Raw genomic sequence first — 18,943 nt, forward strand, 5'->3', positions numbered from 1 at the left:
TATTTCGTTTCTGAATTTAGAATAAAGCGCTGTCTGGTTCGACCTTACGAACAATAAAGTTTATCACCAATACCAGAATCAGACCGAATAAGGATTGATAGAAGCCGACTGCCGCACCCATGGAGAAGTTGAATTGCCCCACTAATGAACGGAAGACATAGGTATCAATGATATCCGTCTGCGGATACAGCACGGAGTTAGTACCAATCAGGTTGTAGAATAGGTCGAAGGAGCCTTTAAGAATGCCACCCAATCCGAACAACAGCAATAGAATAAAAGTAGGCTTCAGAATTGGAAGAGTCATGTAGCGAATCCGCTGCCAGGTCGTAGCCCCATCCATATAGGCCGCCTCATACAAATCATGATTAATTCCTGTAATGGTTGCCAAATAGACAATCATACCGTATCCAGTTCCAGCCCAAATCTTAAAGGCAACAATGATATACTTCCAAATCCCAGGGTCAGAGTAAAATTCATAACGATCTAACCCCAAGCTTACAAACATCGTATTAATAAAACCTGAGTTGAAGTTGAACAAGTTGTAGGCAAATACACCGACGATAACCATTGAGATAAAGTTTGGAAGAAGAATGACGGACTGCGTTATCTTCTTGAACCACTTACCTGCTATTTCAGATAACATAATGGCGAAAACGATTTGAATAATATTCCCCAAGGCAAGAAATACAACATTGTAGAGTAGTGTATTTTTGGTAATATTCCAGAGATCACCGTTTTGAAACAGGAACTCAAAGTTCTTAAGGCCAATGAAATTACTACCGAAAATTCCCTTGTTTAGTTTGTAGTCCACAAATGCGACGTAAGCGCCAGGCATTACGGCATAGTGAAAAATAATGAAGTATAGGATTACAGGCAGCAACATTAGAAAAAGCACTTTGTTCTTAATGACTTCCCGGACAATATTTCCACCTGCAAGCTTAATTCTTGACAATGAGCCCACCTCCAATTTGAAAGATGCATTTCATCACATGCATAACTTAGCTTCCTTTCTTGTCCCGCAACCAGCTTAAAACTGATTGCTCATCCTTTATGATAAAGCGTATCGGATGATATAGAAACGTTTCCATAATTTCTTTGAAACTCCCTGTACGAAAATCATACTCCCTAGATGTATGCGCTGTCAATTCATTTTATTTTTGTTTTTCTAGTAATAAAAATCACATTTTACAACCTAAATATAATGAATCGGCCGATTTCGCGAAGATAATTGACTTTTTATGGTCTTCGGACTAAGATCGATATGTATCGTTAATGGAAACGTTTCTATCTGTTCTTTCACAGACATGTCAGTCTTATATATGATGTCTGACAATGAACTCCCCGTTCTTATCTATATCATGTCTCATCCAATTATATTTATCTGCGTGTGCACAGCGGCGAACTCAAATAGCAAGCGCTTTCTTATTGGTATAGCACATCTATTTGTCACAATAACTTTCAATGCGCTCACGAGGAAGGTGTTAACCATGACTAAACTGTTTATCCAAGATCTTGTGAACGATATGACTCTAGAAGAGAAGCTGGCCCAATTAACCCAGCTAGGCCCTCACTATTGGGGTTTGGATGATACCGTAGATTTAACCGGTCCATTCAAGGAACTGAACATTAAGCCGCAGGTAATGCAGAACATCGGAAGCGTTCTGAACGGCATTGGAGCCCGGAATGTGATTGATCTACAGACCCGGCATTTGCAAGCCAGCCGTCAGAAAATCCCCTTACTCTTCATGGCGGATGTGATTCATGGTTACAGAACGATCCTACCGATCCCGCTTGCGATAGGTTGTAGCTTTGACATGGAGGCCTGTGAAAGGTTCGCTGAAATTGCAGCCAAGGAGAGCGCGGCTGCCGGTATTCACCTCACTTTCTCGCCTATGACGGATCTTGTACGCGATCCGCGCTGGGGACGGGTGATGGAGACATCCGGTGAGGACCCTTATCTGAATGCTCGTGTAACTGAGAGCATGGTACGGGGCTATCAAGGCAAAGACCTAAAAGAAAAAGGTCGTATCGCTGCCTGTGTGAAGCACTTCGCCGGTTATGGCGCTCCCGAAGGCGGTAGAGAATACAATACGGTGGATATGTCCCTCGGCGTATTACGTGAGTTCTATCTACCAGCCTATAAAGCTGCTGTTGATGCTGGTGTAGCCATGGTGATGGCCGCATTCAATACGATTGATCGTATACCTGCAAGCGGTAATTCCAAACTTCTCCGCGGGATTCTGCGTGAGGAATGGGGCTTCAATGGCGTTACCATCGCCGATTTCAATTCCGTAAATGAACTAATCCCTCATGGCGCTGCCGAAGATGGCCGTGAAGCAGCGGAGAAAAGTCTGGCTGCCGGACTAGATATTGAAATGATGTCCACCCATTATCTAAACCACGGCGCTGCTCTCGTCGAGGAAGGCAAGCTTGATATCTCCTTGATTGATGAAGCCGTTATCCGGGTGCTAGAACTCAAGGACGCTCTCGGCTTGTTTGACAATCCATTCAAGGATGCAGATCCACTAGTAGATGAGGCGCCCACGCCGAGCGCGGAGAATTTACAAGCTGCGAGAGAGCTGGGTGCCAGCTCAGTGGTGCTGCTGAAGAATGACAATGACACTCTGCCCCTTAAACGCGGCATGAAGATTGGTATGGCCGGTCCCTTCGCCACCTCCATTCATGTGCTAGGCGGCTGGTCTGGAACGGAAAAAGATCCTGCCGTATCACTCTACAACGGCATTTCTCAAAAAACATCTGCTGCGGATATTATTACGGCTATGACTGGTGAGCTGGGAAGCATGCTAGAGGGTGTTTTTGATGTGGAGGATGAAATCGAAGAAGCCTTTCAGCGCCTAAAAGATTGCGATGTAATTCTCGCTGCTGTCGGTGAGAATCAGCAGGATACCGGGGAAGGTGGAAGCAAAACCAATTTGCGCTTGTCGACCAATCAGGAGAAGCTGATCTGGCGTCTAAAAGATACCGGCAAAAAGATTGTTACCATTGTATTTAGCGGCCGACCGCTGGAACTAAAGCCTGTTCTTGAGGCCAGCGATGCTTTGCTGCAAGCCTGGTTTCTGGGTACGGAATCCGGAAATTCATTAGCTGATGTGCTGTTCGGAGATTATAATCCGTCCGCTCGTTTATCTATGAGCTTCCCTTACTCGGTTGGGCAAATTCCTGTTTATTACAATGCCTATCAGACGGGACGTCCCTATGATCCCCTATATCCCAATGTGCGTTATGTAACCCGATATCTGGATTGCCCTAATGACCCTCTTTTCTGTTTTGGCTATGGTCTGAGCTATTCCAGTTTTGATTACAGCAACTTCAAGGTTGATGCTGCCGAGCGGGTTGTTGCCTCCATTGAGGTGGAGAATACTTCAGACATCACCGGCAAGGAAACCGTTCAACTCTATATCCACGATGTCAGCGCAAGTGTCGTCCGCCCGGTCAAAGAGCTAAAAGGATTCCGACAAATTACACTCGCAGCGCATGAGAAACAAGTAGTTTCTTTCGAGATCACTAGAGATATGCTGATGTTCTACGGAAAAGACGATCAATTGGTCTTTGAACCCGGGGAATTTGATATTATGATTGGTAGAAGCTCCGGAGACCATTTCACCCAGCGGATCTGGATCGGCTAACTATATTAGACAGTAAGGGAGATAACCCCAATGAGACACAGCTTATCATTTCAGCAAGATGGAACCTTGAAAATTGTACAGTTCACTGATCTTCACTGGATGGATGGAAGAGCCGAAGATCAGCGTACCCGGGAACTGATGGAACGTGTTCTAGAAGCAGAACAACCTGATCTTGTGGTCTTCACGGGAGATCTAATTTACACTGCCCCTGTCTCTCCTGGCGAAAAGGCGTGTGAAGACCCTGCCCAAGCATTTCGGGATGCTGTCGCTGCTGTAGAAAAAACAGGTACCCCTTGGGCCTTCGTATTTGGTAACCATGATACAGAAACCCTGATTTCCCGTAGTGAATTGATGCAGATTGCCTTAGAACATCCCCACTGTCTGGCCGAAGCCGGTCCAGAGGATCTTGAAGGTTCAGGCAATTACACGCTTGAAATAAAAGATCAGGATGGCCAAGCAGCCGCTGTCCTTTATTTTGTTGACTCGGGCAGTTACTCCGAGATGGAGCATATCCCTGGCTACAATTGGGTTAGCCGGAATCAGATTAACTGGCTAACTGCTGAATCCGCTCGGTTGAATCCTAAAACTGCTGAGAACAGGCTGCCTGCATTGGCTTTCTTCCATATCCCGATTCCGGAATATCGTGAGGTCTGGTCTACACAAGTCTGTCATGGGCATAAGTATGAGCGTGTATGCTCACCTGAGGTTAACTCGGGATTATTCTCGGCTTTGCTTGAAATGGGTGATGTGCTTGGCACCTTCTGCGGACATGACCATATCAATGATTTTACGGGCAGCCTGTATGGCATACGTCTTTCCTATGGCCGTGCTACCGGCTACAATACTTATGGAAAAGAAGGCTTTATGCGGGGCGCACGCGTCATCAGACTGACCCAAGGCACCCAAGACTTCGATACCTGGCTTCGTCTTGAAGACGGATCTGTCCTGCTGGAACAGCCAATTCATCAGCCTGAACCTGCTGCCGGTTCAGAACATTAATCGTCTTACTTTATTGTCTGCAATCTTTTTGCTCATTAATAGTTATAAAAAAGAACCCGCATAGTGCTGGTTCTTTTTTATGTTCCAATATTAGCTTGTTCCCATACTCCCCATTACATCGCTTTTTTTGTTAAAATAGAGTAGTCGACGTATTAAGCACTACAGCGTCAGTCATGGAACGGAGGCAAGTACCTGTGGATTATATTATTCTGGACATCGAATTCAACGGCCGTAAGTTTGCCAGCGAGCACCCTATGGAGGTCATTGAGATTGGAGCTGTCCGGTTAGACTCTTCATTGCAGTATAAGGATGAATTTTCTTCCTTGATCAAACCCATATATTTCTCCACCCTTAATTCTTTCATTAAGAAAAAAACCGGTATTCCTCAAGAGGAAATCGATATCGCAGCCCGCTTTCCGAAAGTCATCACTGCGTTTAGAGAGTGGCTCGATCTAAGTACAAACGGAGTTCTGCTGCTTACTTGGGGTGGCGAGGATATGAAGCGAATCATTCAGGATGTGCGCATGCACAAGATGGACGATTCCTACTGGATGTCTGCTACGTATTTGGATTTGTTAAAAGGTGTGCTGCGAGCACGTGGGCTTAGCAATGATATTAGTGTCGAAGGCGCTATGGCATTGTTCGAGCTTGAGCCTTCCGGCTCCGCTCACCGGGCACTGGATGATGCACGAATGACATCGGAGATTTTCCGTGCGGTGTTTAACGAGCTAGATTTCGAGCGCTCCCAGCATTATGTAGATACCTTCTCCAACGCAAAGGAACGCAAAACGGTCAAAGCTGCCATCAAAGCCATAACCGCGCAAAAAATAGTACCTACCTGGGAGCTTGTTGTTGAGCATTACTTCTCAGACCCAGCAACCCTCGCCGATCCACGTAAACTAGAGGAATTGCATAACTATTTCGCAGCACAAATGGGACTTAAAAAGGTTCAATAGTCTACTAAAACAGCATGTAGGACAACCTAAACAGCGGCAGTCTTCCCAATGAGCACTCAGAGGATGGCTGCCGCTATTTTGAGTTAATATAACAAAGTACTAAGGAACTTATCTCTGAAACTGTGGTAGAAAGTCGGCATTCTGCTCTAGAATATCAGCTAACACCGCCTTGGCAATTCGTTCATCGCCGACCAGCGGGTGGAGCGTCAATGCCTGAAGAGCAGAAGCATAATCGCCTTTCACCGCAGCTTCAATCGTCAGCTCTTCATAGGACTTCACCACCTGAAGCAATCCTCTGATCTGTGGAGGCAGTGGCTTAACTAGTCCCAAAGCATGTGGGCCATCCGATTTAATGACACAATTGATCTCAATGGATACATCATCCGGAAGACAAGGTATTGCCCCTTGATTGCGAACATTTACAGTCTGAATATCGCCTGTATCATTATAAATAGACTTCATGAGCTGAACGGCCGCTTCAGAATAATAAGCTCCGCCACGTTTCTCCAGCTGGGCAGGCTTTTCATGTAGTTCCGGCTGTTTATACAGCTCAAACAGCTCCGCCTCTACTTCCTTCACATCATCTGCACGAGTTTTGCCTGTCGCCTGATAATATTCTAGCATCTCGCCGTACATTTCTTCCTTCATATAATAGTAACGGTGATAAGCGCAGGGAAGGGCACCTACCGAATGAATAAACTCAGCATCCCATTCCAGATCGGGAATATTGGCTGGCGAAGATTGACCGATGCTGCCAAGTCGGGTCATGAAATCCTCTGTCACATCATCACCATCAAGCACTACCCGGGTCGTCCAATTCAAATGATTAATTCCGACAATCTCAATGAACATCCGCGTTTGCTCCACCCCGTATAGCTCGGCAATCTGCATTTTTGTACCAATAGGTAGATTGCATAACCCAACGGACTTAACCTTAGAATACTTGGAGACAGCTTCTGTAATAATACCGGCAGGGTTAGTGAAGTTAATCATGAAGGCATTGGGCGCTAGCTCTTCAATATCACGGCAAATACCAAGAATGACTGGAATGGTACGGAGAGCTTTGGCGAAGCCACCTGCTCCTGTCGTCTCCTGACCGATCAGCTGATGAGACAACGGTATCTTCTCATCTCTTGAACGTGCGTCTAACATCCCTACCCGAATTTGTGTCGCTACAAAATCAGCATCTCTGATCGCTTCGCGCCGATCCAAAGTCGTATACAATGTAATCAGCTTTCCACTCGCATTAATCATCCGCTGAGCCAGTTCGCCAATAATCCGTAACTTCTCTGCCCCTTGCTCGATATCGGCTAAATACAGCTCAGTGACCGGAAACACTTCATGATAACGGATCAGCCCCTCAACCAGCTCCGGTGTATAGGAGGAACCTCCCCCAATAACTGCAATCTTTAAGTGTGACTTCTTCATTTATTGTTCTCTCCCTCTTGCACTCAATTAGTTTATAGTAACATCGTCATATCTTGTTCCTACAATTTTTTCTTTTGTCTTCTAATAAAATACTTTGAACAAGGTTAGGACCATTCACTATTCCAATATTAGTAATTTATTCGTCGTTTTCTTAGTTAAACCGCATTTATTTTATGTTTCCTCCGATTCTTCATCCGTGATATAATATAACAAATATGTAATCGGAGGATGTTTGTAATGACAAAGAGAATAAATAACTCATTATATTCCATCATAAAAGAACAACTTCTGAAACAAATTCAGTCTGGAGTATACGCAGTTGGAGACAAGCTTCCTACTGAGGCTGAGCTATGTGAGATGTTCTCCGCGAGTCGAACAACAATCCGCCTTGCCCTTAGCGAGCTTGAAAATCAAGATATTTTGGAGCGGTATCAAGGGAAGGGAACTTTCGTCAAACGTAAGGAGCTTCAGCTCAACCAGGCGCGCAGCTTCACTGAGGATGTGCTGATGAGTGGCAAAGAGCCCACCAGCAAAATTATCGAAGCCAAAGTAATACCAGCCGAAATGCCGATTAATGAATATCTTAATATCCCTTTAAAGGCACCCGTGAACCACTTGCTGCGGATACGTTATGCCGACAATGAGCCATTACTTTATGAAAATACTTATATCGCTTGGGATCTGGCACCTGGTCTTATCAATGACTACAAGGAGGGTTCGCTGTTTTCCTTTTTAGAGACAGAGCATAATCTAAAAGCCCACCGTTCCGTTGAACAGTTGAAACCCGTTCTAGCCAATAGTACCGCCAGCAAGCTGCTTGGAGTTAAGGAAGGCTCGCCCTCTCTGCAGGTAAGGACATTTACTTATTTAGCTGATAACTCCCCACTGGAGTACAGCTTTGGCGTATTCCGTGGTGATTTTCCCATCTATACAATTGAACGACAATTTTGAGGCTCATCACTGGCATCAGCTAATAATTAGCTAGAAGTAACCTGCCTTGAAGAATGCGAAGCGCCCTTGCGGGCGCTTCTTTCTGTACTCACTCTTTTATAATTTCAAAGTAGCGTCCCATCCAGTATGGCAGGGTGAATACCGACCCGGCTTCTATGCTACCCGTGCGATAGTTGTAGTTTGGATTGACGCCAGTGGATTGGCTCTCATTAGCAAACGGATTGGAATTGTGCTTAATAATCCGACGCTCATCAGGAGCGAGTGCGTAATTTGTCTGTTTGGCTTTATCGCGGTCTCCAGGTTCAATATAAAATACATCCTGGCGATCCCATTCAACAGGAAACTCAATCTGGAATTCAGGGAACCGGTAGAGGAATCGAACGGCCGACTGTAAATCTACATCTGTTTTGTCAGGATGCGCGAGCTGATACAGGAAGGTATAGAACGGATTCTCCTCCCGGACTTCGTTAGAGTACCACTGATCATAAGCCTCTACGATCTTGGCGTGTCTAAGCTCATCCTGTTCCAGTGTGACAAGTATAAATACCGGGAACCATCCAAGCTCTTCATCGGAATAGTTGATATATTGGGTCCAGTCATTGTGCAGCGTAGCATTGGCGTTGGTACTGTCGCCTGCATTGTCCATGGTTACCACCTCATTGCCGTTATCACTGTAAGCATTGGTAGCTTGGCGCACAATTCTCCGTTCAACATATTCCAACGCCATATCTATATAGCCCAGACCGTTCACATACGGATCTTCCTTACTATAGCTGCTAGCAAAAGCCTGTTCATATGCCATCTCGTATTTGAGCGAGTCCGCCGGATATCTTTTTTCAGTGACGAAGCTAGCTGTTTTCAGTACACCCATTACCTCGAGAGCATTGAGCGGTGCATCTTCATAGCCATAGGACAGTGCATCGTTCCCATCCTTATCGACACCAACACTGAATTCCCACTGTTTCTGCTTCTCCATAGTGCTAAGACTGTCGTTAAAATACTTCCCGAGCCATCTCGACCACTGTGTCGATTTGCCAGTAGCATCCTCAATATAGTAATGGTCATCCTTCAGAATCAGCTCTGTCATACGGTGCGTAGTTTCTTCAATAAAGGATTTCAGCTCTAACAATTCGGGATCATTACTGTCCCCTACCAGATATTTGAAGGCTGTATAGAACATAGCATAGTGGCCAATCACTTCATCTGATGAAGTATCCGCTTTATAGACGATCTGATTCATATCAATATGACCATCTACAATTACGCTACTAGGGAACAAATCATTGAAGAAATCAGGAATTTGCTCATACACAGGTGCTGTCAGCTGAAACAAAGGTTTATTCGTTTCGCTCGTTGTCTTATCTTCCTTTGCGGTGCTGTTGTTGGTGGCCGCCGTAATCACTGGAAGCACTTGATATACCGGACCGCTTTCCGTTGTTTCAACGACGGTTTTAATATCAATGCCTAGCTTCTGCCCCTCGGGACGTGTCAGGTTGAGCTCATCGATTGATGCTTGACTAAGACCGAGCCCATTATAATTCATTACATCAGTACCACCACTCGGGAATAACGTCGAGCCTTTTTTGTTCTCCGCATCCTTAGTCACCCTGACCATCGAATAGCCTATGGGTTCTACACCGTCATCGCGTTGCATGCTTGGAATAATCCCATTTGGATTATTCTTATCCGGACCGACGAAATTCTGGAACCAAAAACCATTCGTCGATTGATACCCATACACTGTATTTCCCACCGTAGCTGCAGTCGCCTCGCTAGTTAGCATATAGGAACGAACTGGGAAGCCATTTCCGCGGCCCGACACATAATCTAGTAGCAGCACTGCTTTGGTGGCACGGAGTGCAGCAGCCTTTGCGTCATTTATTTCCGCCACCTGCTCTGAGGTCGGATTGGTGCCGTATTGCTCCTGCAGCGCCTTATAGCGGAAGACCTCGCCCATCGCATACATTGTCGTCCATAAGCCATCATTATCACTGGTCGTAGGTGTTGAATTGAAAACACCAGTTGCCGAATTGTAGTTTACAGCATCTGTTGTGTTGTCCGTGTCAGTAAAGGTAAAGCTTGTGCCATGAACCATACCGCGTCTGTCCAGAATAGTCTGAACTAAATCCTCATAAATGAATGATTTCTCATGCAATGTTTGCTCCGGCATAGCAATATGCGTCACACCACTTGCTGTCCGCGCCCAAATACCTCCCGCTTCGTCACTAGCTAAACCAGTAACATGATTATCTCCGCCATACAAATATCTTGGACCTGCCATGTATTGAACGATATCCTTTGTATCACTTGCATTAAAATCGACCCGCTGTAGTCCATTCTGCGTACCAATCCAATAGACGCCTTCCTTATCGAGAACGACACTTGTCACATCACCGATCACTGACAGCGGCAAAAATTTCAACGCACTTGCGTCCGTAATCCAGTCAAGCGTATTCGGAATGGAAGCTGAGCCATTTTTATAGTAGGTCATTTTCTTTGACTGCACGGCCTCCAGCTGAACAGGTGAATAGCTAGCTCCAGGCAGCTTTGCTGCCCCTACAGGTATTGCCGACAGTGTGAATAACGTAACAGCAAGCAATGCGCCTGTTATTTTTCGAGCGCGTTTCTTCATCATTTGCATAAATTCATTCCCCTTCCCTTATTGATAAATATGCGATACACCTGTTTCCGTAATGGCCAAAACACCTGTGCTGCCGTCAGAGATTAGCAGAAGCACTTTATTATCCGTTAACTGCTTAGTCTCAGCTGTATAAGCTAGCATTTCATTGGTGGAAAGCTTAATTCGAGTAACCCCACTATCGGTCCCAATCCATAGGTACGTCCGATTTTTATCTAAAACTGAGCTGTTAATTCCTCGAAGGGAGGCAAAAATAGAAGGCTTAGCGTTGAATTGGTAGTTTACGAAGGTAATAGCGTTGGTGAGATCAGGCATAACTACTGCTGAGTTAGCGATTGAAGGTTTATACGAAGGATCTTGAAGAAAAGTTATATATTGCTTAGCCGTTCCTTCTGCCCCAGTAGAGCTAAAGGATTTAAGTACCTCTTCATAGCTGTACAGTACGGTAGCTTTTGGTTCGGGATCAACCGTACCAGGTTCTCCCGTTCCAGGATTTCCTGTACCCGGGTTTCCTGTACCGGGATTCTCTGTTCCCGAGCTACCGGAACCAGAACCGCCAGAACTACTCGACGTATTAGGCACCCCATTACCGCTGCCTTTATAATCGTGACCGTTTATTGTCACTTTACTAGCATTCACCGTCAGCTTGTTCGGCATCGATGCCAAGGAAACTCCCTCAGCATTCACTTCAGCTTCTGCAATTGTTCCTTCACCAGTTACTTCAGCCCCACCGTTAAAGAACAACTTCTTAATGCTCGCACCTTTCACAAGCTGAATTCTTGACTCTGCTGCTAAAGAGGCGACCTTAAAACTAGTGATTTCGCCACCATTAAAGACAAAACGTGTCTTTCCGGCAAGATTTAGCTGATTTACATTTCCATTCAATGAGACATCCGCAAGCCCATTTGTTAGTACATTAATTGTATCAATTGGGTTATTGGATTCATTAACAACCTGCGATCCCGAGAGGACATCTATAAGTGGGAGTGTCGTTGTCCCTTTAAGTACAACTCTTATTGGAGAGGACGGTTTATTGATTACAATTCTTTTTATTTTACTGTCCGTAATTGTGATACTGTTCGCACCCCCGCCGTTTATGTAAACGACGCCTCCGATTACTGCACTTTGCAGACTCAAATCTCCTTCCCCAACACCCGGAGTTATATATAAATTGCCTGTAAGGTTCAGATTGGATAGGACTGCTCCGGGCCTGTTGACAATCATACTGCTGCTAGAGATACCGGAATGTTCTCCGCCATCGGTGATCAGAATCCCCATAGCTCTATTAATCATCTTCACTGCCTCTGCACGAGTCAGCTCCTTCTTCGGCTGAAAGGTAGCCTCTGGTGTGCCTTCCACATAGCCGGCTGCCTTCATCGCATAGACCGCTTCCTTAGCCCAACTGGAGATTGCTGCATCATCAGCAAATGCGACACCACTGCTTGCCGAAGTCGCAACATTAAACACTCTGCTAAGAATAAGAGCAGCCTTCTCCCGGGTAAGTACCTCTAGCGGTTCAATGCCTCCCTCCCCATTGCCGAGAATTGCCCCAGCAGCAACCGACTTGCTAATTTCTGGCGCATACCAAGCAGTCAAAGGTACATCCTTAAAGGTTTCACTACTCACTGCACTGAAATTAAAGATGCGATTGATCAAGGTAACGAATTCTGTCTTTCGAATTCCTTCGTTAGGCAATACCTTGCCGTCTTTATCACCTTTGAGTAGCCCCATTTCCTTCCACGAGGCAATTTCTGTTGCAGCCCATTTTGGAATAACCTCCGTCGTGTCTGCGAATGCGGCTGACGTGTACGCCATAGATGATGTAACAGCAAGTATAGCGAGTGCCTGCTTCAAGCTGAACTTCATATGCGCTCCTCCTTCATATTTTTGCTTTTAGTTTCACCATATAGAAAACTCAAATGCTAATATTATGTCACCTCCATGTAATATTCTCATAATTTGTAGTAACGTTTAATCACATTCTATTTTTAATCATAACAAATTGTCAATAGCTTATTTAGAGTGCATTCATTTTAATTTTATTCAGCATAATTCAAAACCCTTTAGAATATAAACCCTTATACATCCACTTTTGTTTGCGCTTTCATTTACTAATGTTAATTTTTAAAGCCCCCGGATTACAGTTAGCATCCCTGCATTATTTTTCTTATTAAAATCTCAAAAGTGATTGACATCACATTAAATATAATCAATAATGAGAACTAAGTTGTTACTACATTTATTTCATCCAATTTATTACTCCTCTTAGCTCATGCCAACATCGCCCTCCTGTGTCAACTTAAATCACACGAAAGCTAATGGAAGAAGAAACTTAGGCACTCTTAGCAGTATAGGAAGTAAGCACGATGTCAATTTCATTATTGTTTCTATTAAACTCAAGGAGAGATGATCGATTGAGAAAATGGATGATTGGACTAGTTGCATCAATGCTGATTACTACTTTGGCAGGCTGTTCCTCCACCTCAAACAAAGAGAGCACAGCAGTAAACACAGGCACTACTGAGGGAAAAACGCAGACACTTCGCATTGCCATGGGTTCACCAGGTGAAGGTTTAATTAAAGTCTGGGAGGACATTGGAAAGGAATTCGAAAGCCAACATGCGGGGATTAAAGTTGAGTTCAACTATCAGGATGATGATACATACCAGACCATCGGGCTACCCAATCTACTCAGCGGCAAAAATGCTCCCGACCTCTATTTCGAGTGGGCTGGACAACGGCTACAGACAAGAGTAAGCGATGGTTATGCCGCAGATATTACCGAACAACTACAAAGCTCAGGCCTGAAGGATATGTTTGCTGACGGCACCTTCAACGGTATGATTGTCGACGGCAAGACGTATATGATTCCAACAGCAGGCGATGTGACAAATGTGATCTTTTACAATAAAGAAATCTTCAGTAAGCAAGGTCTTGAACCGCCTACCACCTGGGAGGAGTTCCTTACAGTGTGCCAGAAGCTTAAGGATGCCGGCATTACGCCGCTTGTTATCGGTAACTCCGATCTATGGACAGCCGGCAACTGGATTGCCCATGTCATTTCTAGAGTAGTAGGAGAAGATGCTTACAGTGAAGCGCTGCAGTTAAAGCAACCGTTTCATTCAAAAGATTTCATTAAAGCATACACCTATGTACAGGAGCTATGGGATAAAGGCTACATCAACGACAATGTGAATGCCCTCAACGACAGTGAAGGTGACATGATGTTCCTGAACGGTAGCGCGGCCATGCACCCCATTGGTAGTTGGCTTGTCCCAACCGCTGTTGAAGAAAACCCTGATCTTCAGCTAGGCTACTTCAATACTCCAGTCATGCCGGAAGGTAAAGGCAATCAGGATAGTGTAATCGGCGTACTTAATGGTATGGTCGTCAACAAGAACTCTAAGCTGATCGACGAAGCCATTGATTTTATGAAATTATATAGTTCAGCTGAATCGTCTAAAAAGCTATCCGATGCCGGGGCTGTACCGATCACTAAAGATGGTATTAATACCGAAACGACCCACCCGCTCTCGTTAAGCTTAAATGATCTGATGGAAAATGCACCTGCTCTAGTATCGCCTCCTGATACCGGCTATTCCATCGAGGTTGCAAATGCCTTAAATATGGCTACATCTCAAATCATTGGTGGAGCCAAATCCCCGGAAGACGCTTTATCCGAATTGGAAACAACCATAGCCCCACTTAAATAAACATTCCTCATCCTTTATATAAGTCTCATCAGACCGCTCATCAGCAGTATACCTTGGGCGGTCTCCCCATACTTATGAACTGGAGGTATTGTCATGTCCGGCAAGAGTAATAAGCTTTCCCCTTACTTGTTCACAGCCCCCGCTGTATTGATATTTGCCTTTGTCGTGCTTGTGCCTGTTCTCATGACCTTCGTATTCAGCTTCTATGACTGGAACGGGATCGGCGCAATGACCTTCACAGGCTTCGACAACTATATTCGGGCTTTTCATGACCGTATTTATATTAGCTCCTATGGACATACACTTATCTATATTGTTGCTACGGTATTTGTGGAAGTATTAGTCGGACTTGGACTTGCAGGTTTAATAACAATGGGTCGCAAAGGCAGCGGACTATTCCGACTCGCCTTCTTTGTTCCTGTCATGTTACCAATGATTGTTATCTCCTACCTGTGGAAATTTGTTTACAATTCCGATTTTGGGATCGTCAATATGCTGCTGGACACAATCGGCCTGGAGAGCTGGACACGCGTCTGGCTAGGCAACCCTGATACCGCACTATACGCAATTTGTATTGTCTCCGGATGGGTATATGCTGGATTCTATATGACTATCTTTTATTCTGGCATACAGCGTATTTCCAAGGAGGTCTATGAATCTGCTTATCTGGATGGTGCAGGAGAAAGACATATTTTTTTCAAAATTAAAATTCCAATGATTCGTAATTTGGTGGAAACGGGAATCCTGCTATGTGTGTTAACTGGGTTTCAAGCCTTCGACCTGTTCTATGTTATGACCAATGGTGGTCCTTATAACTCAACGGAAATTGTTACTACCTATCTCGTCAAAGTCGTGTTTACTCATATGAGCATCGGCTATGGCTCCGCGCTGGCTGTCATCATGACGATTGTTATCGCTGTGATCGGACTCGTTACCGGCAAATTAACTAAGAAGGACTCCGACGCGCTGGAGTATTGAGAAAGGAGAACTGTATATGCCCCCACTAACCACCACTGTCATTCCTATTAAAAAAAACAGCAACTCCGTCAAAGCTACGTCCAACAATAAATGGTTCTCGCATATTGGATACTATATCTTCATGATCGTGCTCTCGTGCTTCTATTTCTATCCGATTGTTTGGCTGATCCTTTCATCCTTCCGTGAAAATAATAAGATCTTCTCAACTCCGTTTGCACTACCGGAAACGATTAATCTACAGAACTGGTCAAAAGCCTGGAATATCGGCAATATGAGTACCTACGCTAAGAACAGCATCATTGTCACGATATTAACTGTCATTGGCATTCTGCTATTCGCAAGCCTCGCAGCCTTCGCCTTTAGCAAGCTTCGCTTCCGTGGAAGCAGCCTCCTAATGCTGATGTTCGTATTCGGTCTGTTTATGCCTCTGCAATCGTTTTTTATTGCACAGAGCTATATTTTTGAGCAACTGAATTTGAAGGATTCTTATTGGGCACTGATTATACCTTATATTGGAACTGGGCTGCCACTTGCGGTCATCCTGCTTAAAGCCTATTTAGACTCCGTTCCCAGAGAGCTTATGGAGGCTGCACGCATGGATGGCTGTGGTGACTGGTTGCTCTACCGAAAGATCATTTTCCCTCTGTTGATCCCTAGCATGGCTACGGTTGGCATTTTCTCGGCGTTAAATTCCTGGAATGAACTATTGCTTGCCATGCTGTACATCCAGAATGATGCCTTAAAAACCATCCCAGTCGGACTCTTGGCGTTCTCCAGCAGGTATATGACCGATTACAAGCTACTGTTCTCCGCACTCGCTATCATTACACTGCCGATGATTATTGTGTATATCTTCTTTCACCGCTATATCGTTGCGGGTCTGACCGAAGGTGCACTTAAATAGTCTCCTATCACAACATAAATAATATAATTAAGCAGCGGTAGTCTTCCCAATGATCATTCAGAGGGTAGCTGCCGCTGTTTTTGGTAACTATAAAATAATATTTGACCTTTACGCTACGTAAAGGTGTACAGTGAATTTGTGGGAGGTGATACTACGGAATACACAGTGCAGAAGCTTGCGGAGTTAGCTGGTGTTAGTACACGGACCTTGCGATATTACGATGAGTTTGGCATTCTTAAGCCGGCTAGAATCAACTCTTCCGGGTATCGTATTTACGGTCAGCGTGAAGTAGATTTGCTGCAGCAAATTCTATTTTATCGAGAGCTTGGTTTAAGTCTAGAGAACATCAGAGAGATTGTTACACAACCGTCCTTTGACGGAACGAGAGCACTACGAAAGCATCATGATAAGCTACTGGAAAAGAGACAACAGCTAGATCTATTAATTGCTAACGTCGAACAGACGCTGGCTCATAAGGAAGGACAAATTATAATGAGTGATAAAGAGAAATTCGAGGGCTTTAAGCAAAAGCTGATTGAGGATAACGAGAAGAAATATGGTCAGGAGATTCGGGAAAAATACGGAGACAGCACGGTAGATCAGTCCAACAAGAAGCTGAAGGGTATGACTGAAGAACAGTATGCGGCTATACAGCAGATCGAGTCGGAAATGTTCGAGTTCCTGTTGCAGGCGATGGAAGCTGGAGATCCTGCTAGCGTATTGGCACAAAAGAGTGCTGACTTGCATCGCCAATGGCTCTCCTTCTACTGGAATTCTTATACCAAAGAAGCACATGCGGGTGTAGCTCAAATGTACGTGGATGATGAGCGTTTCACAGCTTACTATGACAAGCACCGTCCTGGACTTGCAGCGTTCTTAAGAGATGCAGTGCATGTGTATACAGGAGCAAAATAATGAGATAAAAATAGAGCAGTGCCGGAATTCCGGTCCCTGCTCTATTTTTTCGAATCTCTGCTGATACCTCTTACAAGCTACGATGCAGCAGCGATAAAACATTCCGAAGCTCAGCTACAGCGACCTGGCCTGGTGCAGACGGCTTATGCGCGGCCCCAAACGTTAATGCTGAACCGAAGATTTCACCCGACAGACGGCTGACTACTCCTGCTCCTGCCATGGACATCGTAATAATCGGGCGATCTGCATGTTTAGTTTTCATAATATGAGTGGCTTCTAGCAAGGTCAGAACGTCACCTGCATCTTGAGGCATAACTGCAATCTTAGGCAAGTCCCCACCAAGCTCCTGCATCTTACATAGACGCGAGATTAGCTCCTCTTTGGGAGGTGTTTTATGAAAATCATGATTCGATATGATAACAGCTACGTTATGAGCGTGAGCAGCCTCAACTAATCCTCGTACATCCTGTTCCTCATTAAACAATTCAACATCAATAATATCTACTAGCCCACTCTCAGCAGCAGCAACATTAAGAGCTATGTAATATTCTATACTGACCTGCTTCTCTCCACCTTCCTTCGCACTACGGAACGTAAAGATCAGCGGAAGATCCGGAATGATCGCGTGAATATCACTTAACGCTGACTTCACTGCTTCTAAATCCTCCACTTTTTCAAAAAAATCCGTACGCCACTCCACCAAATCAGGATTTAGCTCTTTTAAGGCTTCAGCTTCCTGCTTCAGTTCAGTAAGGGTAGCACCAATTAACGGGACGCATATTTTAGGTATTCCTTCACCGATCACTACATTTTTAACGATTAATGTTCTGCTCATGATTTTAGCTCCTTATCATCCGATACATGCTTTATAAAATTTTCAACCTCAGGCAAATACGGCAGTGACGGTATTGCACCTGCTTTCCCAACAGCCAAAGCACCGACAGCATTCGCGAAGCGTAACGCTTCCTCCAATGACTTACCTGAGACTAACTGCTGTGCGAGTGCACCATTAAAGGAATCTCCCGCAGCAACTGTATCTATTGCCTTTACCGGGAACCCAGGAACTAACTTGGTCCCCTCAGCATTAACTAACAATGTGCCTTTAGCACCTAAAGTTACAATAACGTTCTTAACACCCTTTTGTAGCAAAATACGGGCAGCCTGCTCAGCCGTCTCTATACTATCGACAGTCATCCCAGCTAGAATTCCTGCTTCCGTCTCATTTGGCGTCAAATAGGTTACTTGACTTAACATCTCATCCTTAAGCCTTCTGGCTGGTGCAGGATTTAAAATGATTGGAATCCCATAACCATGGGCAATAGCAACAGCCTGTTCGGTCATTGCTAAATCCATTTCAAGCTGTAGCACGATTAACTTAGCTTGTTGAATTACAGGCGCCAACATCTGAATATCTTCCGCAGAAAGCTCCATATTCGCCCCAGAAACAACGATAATCCGATTCTCTCCATCTTCTTCAATAACGATTGAAGCTACACCTGTTGCCTCCGTTTCACTCACTGAGATATGTTCTATATGAATACCTTCTTGCTTAATAATCTCCAGCATTTCGCTTCCAAAGGTATCTTTTCCGACGCTGCCGATCATACTAACCTCAGCACCCAGACGTGCTGCGGCAACGGCTTGATTCGCTCCCTTTCCACCGGGAGATAGAGCAAATGCTTGTCCCATAAGCGTTTCTCCTGCATTCGGTGCTCGGTTCGTACGTACTACCATATCCATATTTAAGCTTCCAATCACAACTATACCCAACTTAAACACCACCAATAATTATTTCTTCAATCTCTTTATCTTAG

The 18,943-nt window shown here is 44.8% G+C and carries 14 protein-coding genes; 8 read left to right on the top strand and 6 right to left on the bottom strand.

Annotated features, from left to right (window positions below):
* Positions 1 to 16: 16 nt before the first annotated feature.
* Complete coding sequence (locus MKY52_RS05015; RefSeq protein ID WP_256716269.1) at positions 17 to 952, bottom strand: ABC transporter permease; 936 nt, start codon at positions 950 to 952, stop codon at positions 17 to 19.
* A 535-nt stretch (positions 953 to 1,487) separates the two neighbouring features.
* On the opposite strand from MKY52_RS05015, the gene bglX reads away from it, so the two are divergent.
* The 3 genes from bglX to MKY52_RS05030 all read left to right on the top strand — a co-directional run bounded on the left by bglX (position 1,488) and on the right by MKY52_RS05030 (position 5,602).
* Positions 1,488 to 3,647: a beta-glucosidase BglX gene (gene bglX, locus MKY52_RS05020; RefSeq protein WP_341050200.1), complete on the top strand. Its 2,160-nt coding sequence runs from the start codon at positions 1,488 to 1,490 to the stop codon at positions 3,645 to 3,647.
* A gap of 30 nt (positions 3,648 to 3,677) precedes the next feature.
* A complete protein-coding gene (locus MKY52_RS05025) occupies positions 3,678 to 4,646 on the top strand; it encodes a metallophosphoesterase family protein (protein WP_341050202.1) in 969 nt (322 codons plus the stop codon).
* 194 nt (positions 4,647 to 4,840) lie between these two features.
* Complete coding sequence (locus MKY52_RS05030; protein WP_341050204.1) at positions 4,841 to 5,602, top strand: 3'-5' exonuclease; 762 nt, start codon at positions 4,841 to 4,843, stop codon at positions 5,600 to 5,602.
* 108 nt (positions 5,603 to 5,710) lie between these two features.
* On the opposite strand, the gene MKY52_RS05035 is transcribed toward MKY52_RS05030, so the two are convergent.
* Entirely contained in the window at positions 5,711 to 7,030 is a 1,320-nt protein-coding gene (locus tag MKY52_RS05035) for a 6-phospho-beta-glucosidase (RefSeq protein ID WP_076283820.1), read from the bottom strand.
* Positions 7,031 to 7,267: 237 nt separating this feature from the next.
* Here MKY52_RS05035 and MKY52_RS05040 point away from each other — a divergent pair, with 237 nt between their 5' ends.
* Positions 7,268 to 7,981: a GntR family transcriptional regulator gene (locus MKY52_RS05040; protein ID WP_076283819.1), complete on the top strand. Its 714-nt coding sequence runs from the start codon at positions 7,268 to 7,270 to the stop codon at positions 7,979 to 7,981.
* Positions 7,982 to 8,069: 88 nt separating this feature from the next.
* Here the strand turns inward: MKY52_RS05040 and MKY52_RS05045 are convergent, their stop codons facing one another.
* Together MKY52_RS05045 and MKY52_RS05050 are read right to left on the bottom strand one after the other, a co-directional pair.
* Positions 8,070 to 10,622 (bottom strand): hypothetical protein, encoded by a 2,553-nt coding sequence (locus MKY52_RS05045; RefSeq protein ID WP_341050206.1) that lies wholly within the window; start codon positions 10,620 to 10,622, stop codon positions 8,070 to 8,072.
* Between the two features lie 18 nt (positions 10,623 to 10,640).
* Entirely contained in the window at positions 10,641 to 12,485 is a 1,845-nt protein-coding gene (locus MKY52_RS05050) for an S-layer homology domain-containing protein (protein WP_341050210.1), read from the bottom strand.
* A 548-nt stretch (positions 12,486 to 13,033) separates the two neighbouring features.
* Between MKY52_RS05050 and MKY52_RS05055 the strand changes: the two genes are divergently transcribed.
* The 4 genes from MKY52_RS05055 (at position 13,034) to MKY52_RS05070 (ending at position 17,129) form a co-directional block, all read left to right on the top strand.
* Complete coding sequence (locus MKY52_RS05055; protein WP_179085735.1) at positions 13,034 to 14,332, top strand: ABC transporter substrate-binding protein; 1,299 nt, start codon at positions 13,034 to 13,036, stop codon at positions 14,330 to 14,332.
* Positions 14,333 to 14,425: 93 nt separating this feature from the next.
* Positions 14,426 to 15,310 (top strand): carbohydrate ABC transporter permease, encoded by an 885-nt coding sequence (locus tag MKY52_RS05060; protein WP_076283815.1) that lies wholly within the window; start codon positions 14,426 to 14,428, stop codon positions 15,308 to 15,310.
* A 16-nt stretch (positions 15,311 to 15,326) separates the two neighbouring features.
* Positions 15,327 to 16,214, top strand: coding sequence for a carbohydrate ABC transporter permease (locus tag MKY52_RS05065; RefSeq protein ID WP_081382815.1), 888 nt, complete (start codon positions 15,327 to 15,329; stop codon positions 16,212 to 16,214).
* A 138-nt stretch (positions 16,215 to 16,352) separates the two neighbouring features.
* Complete coding sequence (locus MKY52_RS05070; protein WP_076283814.1) at positions 16,353 to 17,129, top strand: MerR family transcriptional regulator; 777 nt, start codon at positions 16,353 to 16,355, stop codon at positions 17,127 to 17,129.
* A 70-nt stretch (positions 17,130 to 17,199) separates the two neighbouring features.
* Here MKY52_RS05070 and aroD read toward each other — a convergent pair whose 3' ends face one another.
* Together aroD and rbsK are read right to left on the bottom strand one after the other, a co-directional pair.
* Positions 17,200 to 17,964, bottom strand: coding sequence for a type I 3-dehydroquinate dehydratase (gene aroD / locus MKY52_RS05075; RefSeq protein ID WP_076283813.1), 765 nt, complete (start codon positions 17,962 to 17,964; stop codon positions 17,200 to 17,202).
* The gene (gene rbsK / locus MKY52_RS05080; RefSeq protein WP_341053342.1) at positions 17,961 to 18,911 is read right to left on the bottom strand and encodes a ribokinase; all 951 of its coding nucleotides are present in this window, start codon (positions 18,909 to 18,911) and stop codon (positions 17,961 to 17,963) included. Before rbsK ends, aroD begins: the two co-directional genes overlap by 4 nt.
* Positions 18,912 to 18,943 lie beyond the last annotated feature (32 nt).

It is taken from the genome of Paenibacillus sp. FSL P4-0184, assembly GCF_038004625.1.
Lineage (GTDB): Bacteria > Bacillota > Bacilli > Paenibacillales > Paenibacillaceae > Paenibacillus_AQ.